This window comes from Flavobacterium sp. (assembly GCF_043756175.1).
In the GTDB taxonomy this organism is placed as follows: domain Bacteria; phylum Bacteroidota; class Bacteroidia; order Flavobacteriales; family Flavobacteriaceae; genus Flavobacterium.
This window is the reverse complement of record NZ_JAYURN010000164.1, coordinates 1-7,559: the sequence shown is the minus strand read 5'-3', so window position 1 is coordinate 7,559 and position 7,559 is coordinate 1. Positions and strand designations below refer to the sequence as shown.

General features: G+C 33.0%; 6 protein-coding genes. 2 read left to right on the top strand and 4 right to left on the bottom strand.

Annotated elements, in window-relative coordinates:
* On the bottom strand, nt 1–338 hold a 338-nt coding region (locus ACH2BP_RS12760), incomplete at its 3' end, for a hypothetical protein (protein ID WP_395060494.1).
* A gap of 58 nt (nt 339–396) precedes the next feature.
* Nucleotides 397–1,575, bottom strand: coding sequence for a M28 family peptidase (locus tag ACH2BP_RS12755; protein WP_395060492.1), 1,179 nt, complete (start codon nt 1,573–1,575; stop codon nt 397–399).
* Nucleotides 1,576–1,810: 235 nt separating this feature from the next.
* Here ACH2BP_RS12755 and ACH2BP_RS12750 point away from each other — a divergent pair, with 235 nt between their 5' ends.
* The gene (locus tag ACH2BP_RS12750) at nt 1,811–2,479 is read left to right on the top strand and encodes a hypothetical protein (protein WP_395060490.1); all 669 of its coding nucleotides are present in this window, start codon (nt 1,811–1,813) and stop codon (nt 2,477–2,479) included.
* Nucleotides 2,480–2,589: 110 nt separating this feature from the next.
* On the opposite strand, the gene ACH2BP_RS12745 is transcribed toward ACH2BP_RS12750, so the two are convergent.
* Together ACH2BP_RS12745 and ACH2BP_RS12740 are read right to left on the bottom strand one after the other, a co-directional pair.
* Complete coding sequence (locus ACH2BP_RS12745; RefSeq protein ID WP_395060488.1) at nt 2,590–3,432, bottom strand: isoaspartyl peptidase/L-asparaginase; 843 nt, start codon at nt 3,430–3,432, stop codon at nt 2,590–2,592.
* 72 nt (nt 3,433–3,504) lie between these two features.
* Nucleotides 3,505–4,377, bottom strand: coding sequence for a cyanophycinase (locus ACH2BP_RS12740; RefSeq protein ID WP_395060486.1), 873 nt, complete (start codon nt 4,375–4,377; stop codon nt 3,505–3,507).
* 330 nt (nt 4,378–4,707) lie between these two features.
* Between ACH2BP_RS12740 and cphA the strand changes: the two genes are divergently transcribed.
* Nucleotides 4,708–7,332, top strand: a complete 2,625-nt coding sequence (gene cphA, locus ACH2BP_RS12735) for a cyanophycin synthetase (RefSeq protein ID WP_395060484.1) — start codon at nt 4,708–4,710, stop codon at nt 7,330–7,332.
* Nucleotides 7,333–7,559: the final 227 nt, after the last annotated feature.

Here is a 7,559-nt window from a genome sequence, read left to right as displayed (position 1 = left end):
TTGGCTTTCTGTATAATCTTGAAAGATTTATTATTTCTATCAATATTTATTGACGTTTTTGAACAGTCAATACAATTTTCAGTTTTAGATTTTAAATTACTGTTTTCCAATTTTGATAATTCAAGTAGTAGACTTTCAAAATCATTTTTATTAAGTTTTCCGCCTTTTCTCTCTCCGGAATTTTCATTAAATTCAAAAAACCTATCTTTAAAAACTACGAATGAATAGCTCCTTTTCCAACCATCAGTGTGACTAATTTCAAATTGTTTAAAATCGACATTGTTTTTTTGGCAACTTATAATAAAAAATAAAATGACAAATAATAGATTTTTTTTCATTGTTTTTTTTTAAATTATACCAACTTAAAAATTTGCGATAAAGTATTTAATCTTATAATTATTCAATCACGATTTTCTTGCTTATTTTCTTATCTCCAGCATTTAGAGTTACTAAATAAATTCCTTTAGTAAGACTATTAATATTTATTTTTTCTATCTGATTTGGATTTCTAATCGTTTTTTCTAACACTACTTTACCATTTATATCTATTAATGAAAATTGATACTCTTTTTCTGTTAATGTTCCTAAATTGATATTAATAAAATCTTTAGTCGGATTTGGGAAAAAGCTCACTTGAAAATCTTGATTAAAATCTTCGTTAGACAATGCTGTACTTGCAACTGCATAATGCAAAGTAGTTCCAATAGCTGCTTTGGCAACTTTGTAGTTATAAATAGGATCCATATTTACCAACAAATCAGTAGCTGTGTGCTTATGTGTAGTTTCATTAGTTTCAAACATCCCAGTAATTATGTTATTATTACTCTGGAAAGACATGTAATCTGATGCATATGCATATGATAATGTTGTGCTAAGTGGGGAGTATAAGCCTACACAAGTAATCATTTCGTTTGTAAATGCATTAGAAGCCGCATTGTTTGTTGTTGGTGTAGATGTATCTCTTTCACAAGTAATATTATTATTAGTCATTCCTGCAACGCCTCCTACTTCGTCTAAATTAAAAACTATCTTAATATTTAACGGAGTGGTTGCATTAACAACATTACTAACATATGCTTGACTGCCTTTTAAACCATCTTCCTCTCCCGAAAAATTGACGAATTTTATAGAATATTCTGTTGGCACATTTCGCAACAATCTAGCCATTTCAAGAATAGTAACAATACCACTTCCGTTATCATTAGTTCCTGTACCTGTAATAGAATCGTAATGCCCGCAAACAATTACGTAAGTGTTAGGATAAACAGTTCCTATTTTATTTATGGTTAAATTTTTGCAAGTAAATCCCGAATAAGAATAAGTATCTTCAACTATTTGACCTGCACTATAACCGTAGCTACTGTACTTGTTTTTTAGCCAATTTAATGTGTTTTGCAACTGAGCAGTTCCTCTTCTTTTAACTCCTAAATTTTCATATTCTGTTAGGTTAGTTGTAATATTAGTCTGAGAAGTTTGGTTGACAATATCTGCATATGCTTGCACGAAAGTTTGTGCAAAAAGACCATTTATGGTAAATAAAAAAATAATTATAATCTTCTGCGTAATTGTTTTCATAATAGATAGTAGGTTTTTGGTTTAGCAAATATATAAAAAAATATAAATAAAAAACACAATAATAGTTTGAATTTAACAGTTTAACTGTCAATTATTCAATCACATGTCAAAACTAAAAATAATGTATTTATTAATTTTTGGCACGCAAATTGAATATACTATTACAACAAGATATTTTATTTGTTCGAGGAAGCTAAAAATCGCAAGAGTAAGCAAATTATTAAAACACAGTATCATGAAAAAAATTACTCTTTTAGTAGCCAGCATCTTCCTGGTAGGAAGTATGGCAAATGCGTCAGAAAATCCTATTTTTTCTGATAACACAACAATTGCGAGATTCAATTTTGATGAACCTATAGCATTTACAGAGCGTGGCATCGGATTTTATGTATTCCCAAATGGTGAATTCGATTTTAATACCAGACCACAAGATTCACAAGGAGATTATTACTACAAAACTGCTGGAAAAAGAGCAGGAAGCGAAGAAAATAGAAGACCTGAAAATTACGGAGTTCGTATCGAACATGATGCTTTTGGTAGAGTAAGAAGAATTGGAAATACTTTTATCAATTACGATTACAATGATCGTGTGAGTAGAATTGGAACCGTTTATATGAAATACAATCGTTTTGCACTTTCTCAAATAGGTGGATTAAGAATTATTTACAACCGAAGAGGTCAAATCGTAGACATTTTTGGCTCTGTAAAAGGTTATCGTTCTTCTTATTACAACACTAATGATCATGGAAACGGTAACAATTACAATGGTTATCAAAACAATAATGATGACTATAACGATAACTCAAATAATCCTGATGATTACTACTATTACAAAGCTGATGGTACTAAAGCGAAAATAGAAAATTCAGTTAGTGATAGAAAAGAAGATGAGGATAAAAAATAGTTTATATGCTGGTTACATATAAATTTGGTTAGGTTGGTTTGTTTATTAAAAACTCCGCACATTAGCAATAATGGCGGAGTTTTATTTTATTATTTTATTTTTAATAAAACCTAGTCAAAAACCTCAAAATTCACTCCGTCATAACTTGCAAAAACCATACTTGGATGTGAATCTTGATGAAATATATTTCCTTTACTATCTATAGCAATTGCTCCTGCAAAACCATCGTAAGGTTTAAGTTCTGCAAAAGTTTTTTCGAATGCTTTGTCTAAAGTAAAACCATCGGTAACGCGAGTTACTATTTTGGCTGCAGTCGCATTACTTACAATATCCTCACCCACGCCTGTTAAACTCACACCACAAAATTCGTTTACGTAATTTCCAGCGACAGTTGCCGAGTCTGATATTCTTCCAACCAATTCAAAACCTTTTCCTCCCGTAGAAGTGGCAACAGCTAATTTATTATTTTCATCTAAAGCAACACAACCTACAGTTCCTGTTCCTAATGATTTTAGTTTGGCTTCATATTCAGTTCTTCGTTGTGGAATTTCATTCGAAAATTTCTCAAAACCATGTTGTCTTGCATAATTTGTAGCGCCACTTCCACCAAGAACTCTATCGTCTTCACTCATTAATACTTGAGCTACCTGAATAGGATTTTTAACATCTTCAATATTTATTACACCACTCATTTTCTGAGTTTCACCATCCATAATAGCAGCACTCATTCTTATTTTTCCATCACTCTGTATTTGAGAACCAATTCCTGCATTAAACAATTCATCATCTTCCAATTGAGAAACTGCATAAACCACTGTTTCAACAGCCGAATGCGTTTTCAAATATTCATAAGATGATTTTACAATTCGCTCTAAGGCGTTTTGCTTTGCTAATTTTGTTTCAGCATTTGTAGAGGATTCCGAGAAAAAACCGCCGTGGATGATTAATTTCATTTGTTATTTTAGATATTAGATTTTAGATTTTAGAATCCAAAAAATCTGAAATCTAAAATCTAAAATCTAAAATTATACGTATTGTGAAGAATGAATGGTCATTTTAAAAGTATCCAAATTAAAAGTATCGTATTTACTCATCACATGGGTTACTAAATGTGAAATAGAAATAGGTTGTCCCAACTCTATTTGTGTCAAATTTGTGTCTTTTATCTCACGACCATCAACAAGAATAACAAGTCCAGAACCTATCGCTTCCATTTGTTTTCCATTAGTAATAAGCAAACCTGTATCTTCTCCTAGACCAATTCCTAACACTTTTGGATTTCCTACTACCGACTGGAAAAGTCTCCCAATTCTGCCTCGTTGCACAAAATGAGTATCAATAATAACACCATCAATCAATCCTAAACCAGAAGTAATTTTCACTTCACCTTTCAACAAAGCTTCCGAACTACTTCCTTGATAAATCATATTATTACTAGCAGCCGCAGCTCCTGCCGAAGTTCCTGCATAAATAAAATCTTCATTATGGTATTTTTCTAGCAATAAATCATGAAAAGGCGTTCCGCCAAGAATCGACGTTAGTCGCAACTGATCTCCTCCAGTAAACATTACTACATCGGCAGCTTTCAATCTAGCTACAATTTCAGGAGACATAGCTTGTTCTCGACGTTCAATATCTAGAACATCAACATTATTAGCGCCTAAATAGCTCAAAGCTTTCACATATTCAGGTCCAATTTCTTTAGGAATTTTAGAAGCCGTAGTAATAACTTCAATTCTAGATTCTAATTTATGTTTCGATTCGTCAAGAATTCTTTTCAAAATTCCAGTCTCAAAAAAGTTTAAATTTTTTGTTGCACTCTTATCAAGATCCGTTTCCGTAAAACTTCCCTTATCAACCGCACCACCTATAATGATTAATTTTCCTTGTATATTCATTCGGTAAAAATAACCAAAAATTGAAATAATGCAAATCTATTTTCTTTTTTTTGAAGCAAAACTTTACAGTATTTATCAACACATTTCCTGCTATTCGTTACAATCTTTTTGTGCTTTTGTCATCCTGAGCTTGTCGAAGGGAAAAGCACAAAAAGGATTTTCACTTCCATCAGGGCTAAAATTCATAAAACCAATTACTATCAGCATTCCTAAAAAACTGAAAACCAACAAAAAACAACTATTTTTAATATTTCTACCAATAAAAGAGCTTTTATAAAACAAATATTTCCTATTTTTAACAAATACATTACAAAAAATAACTGATCAAAAATGAAAATCGATAAAATTCAAGCGCTTCGTGGACCAAACATTTGGAGTGTTCAACGTAAAAAATTAATCCAAATGCGTTTGGATTTAGAGGAAATGGAACAGTTTCCTACCAATAAAATAGACGGTTTTCGCGAACGAATAGAAGCCATGTTTCCCACCATGATAGAGCATCGCTGTTCCGAAGGTTGTCGTGGCGGATTTTTCTCACGCATAGAACGAGGTACTTGGATGGGACACGTTATAGAACATATTGCACTCGAAATACAAACACTTGCCGGAATGGAAACAGGTTTTGGTCGTACTCGCGAAACCAAAACTCCAGGAATATATAATGTCGTTTTTAGTTACACCGAAGAAAATGTAGGAATATTTGCTGCCGAAAGTGCAGTAAATATTGCCGAAGCATTAATTGCTGGAACAGAATATGATTTAGAAGCCGATATTCAACAAATGCGTGTTATTCGTGATAAAGTCCGTCTAGGACCAAGTACAGGAAGCATTGTCGAAGAAGCCGTGAATCGAGACATTCCTTGGATACGTCTAGGAACAAACTCATTAGTCCAATTAGGTTACGGAGTAAACCAAATGCGTTTTCAAGCTACAATTACTTGCAAAACTAGTAGCATTGCTGTAGATATTGCTTGCAATAAAGAACAAACCAAAAAAATGCTCGATGCAGCTTCTATTCCAGTTGCTGGTGGAGGAATTTGTGTTGATGAAGAGGATTTAACCAGTGTTATCAAAAAAATTGGCTATCCAATTGTACTAAAACCATTAGACGGAAATCACGGAAAAGGCGCTTCTATAAATGTGACCAATTGGGAAGACGCAGTAGAAGGATTGGCTTATGCAAAAAAATACAGCCATAGAATTATTGTCGAAAAGTTCATTACAGGTCATGATTTTCGTGTCCTTATTATAGACAACAAATTAGTAGCTGCTGCAAAACGTGTTCCTGCACATGTAGTTGGAAATGCTACAGATTCTATTGCAAAATTAATCGAAGAAACCAACAAAGATCCTCGTCGTGGTTACGGTCACGAAAATGTATTAACCGAAATTTTAATTGATAGAGATACCGAAGATTTATTAGCAAAATTAAAATATACAGTAGATACAATTCCTAGAAAAGATGAGATTGTATATTTAAAATCGACAGCAAACCTCAGCACTGGAGGAACCTCTGTAGATGTCACTGATATGATGCATCCGGAGAACATTTTCCTTTGTGAACGAATTTCTAGAGTAATTGGTCTAGATATTTGTGGTGTCGATATTATGGCTGAAAACCTCACACAACCACTTAAAGAAAATGGGGGTTGTATTCTCGAAGTGAATGCTGCACCTGGATTTCGTATGCACTTAGCACCATCAGAAGGGTTACCTAGAAACGTAGCTTCTCCAGTAATAGATATGTTATATCCTCCAGGAAAACCAAGTCGTATTCCAATTATTGCAGTTACTGGAACAAATGGAAAAACGACTACAACAAGACTTTTAGCTCATATTGTAAAAAATAATGGCTATAAAGTTGGATTCACTACATCTGATGGGATTTATGTACAAAACCACATGATGGAAAAAGGAGATACGACAGGACCTGTTTCTGCCGAATATATTCTTAAAGACCCAACAGTCGAATTTGCAGTTCTCGAAACTGCTCGTGGCGGAATACTTCGTTCAGGACTTGGCTTCAGTCGTTGCGATATTGCCATTGTAACAAATATTCAAGAAGATCATTTAGGATTAAGCGATATTCATACATTAGACGATTTAGCCAGAGTAAAAGCGACCGTAGTAAGAAGTGTAAAAAAAGATGGCTGGGCAATTTTAAATGCTGAAGATGATTATTGCATAAAAATCGCCAATGAACTAAGTTGTAATGTAGCTTATTTCAGTTTAAGTGAAGACAATGCATTAATAAAAAAATTGTGTAAGGAAGGCAAAACCGTTGCGGTATATGAAAATGGTTACATCACTATCAAAAAAGGAGAATGGAAAATACGAGTAGAAAGAGCTACTCACGTTCCTTTAACTTTAGGCGGAAAAGCTAAATTCATGATTGCAAACGTTCTTGCAGCCACTTTAGCTAGTTATTTATATGGTTTTAAAACCGAAGATATTAGTTTATCATTGCAAACATTTATTCCAAGTGTTGCGCAAACTCCTGGAAGAATGAATATTTTTGAGTTCAAAAAATTTAAAGTACTTATCGACTTTGCGCATAATCCTGCAGGTTACCGTGGTATTGAAGGTTATTTAGAAAATATTGATGCAATCAAAAAAATTGGAATTATTGCGGGTGTTGGTGATCGTCGCGACGAAGATATTAAAGAATGCGGATTAATTGCTGGTAGAATGTTTGACCATATTATTATTCGTCAAGAAAAATATTTACGCGGAAGAACCGAAGAAGAAATCATCGATTTAATTTTAGAAGGTATTGCCGAAGCCGGCAGAGAAGTAACCCACGAAATTATTCCAAAAGAAATAGAGGCCATTAAACATGCCATAGACAATGCCGTAGACGGAAGTTTTATAACTGCTTTGAGCGATGTTGTTACTAATGCAATTGAGATAGTTCAAGAATATTTGGATAAAGAAAATGAGGAAGGAATTATTTAATTTTCTCATTCAATAATAATTAAGGATAGTGTTAAGAGATTCATAAAATTTCAAAACACTGTCCTTTTTTTATACATTTACGCAATCAAAAAAATCATTATGAACAAGAGAATACTGCTTTTACTAAGCATCTTCATTACAGTTTTTGTCACAGCACAAAACAAAAAAATCACACTCGAAGAATCAGTTTTACAACAAAACAGGCTTTTTAGAGCAGACAAATTAGC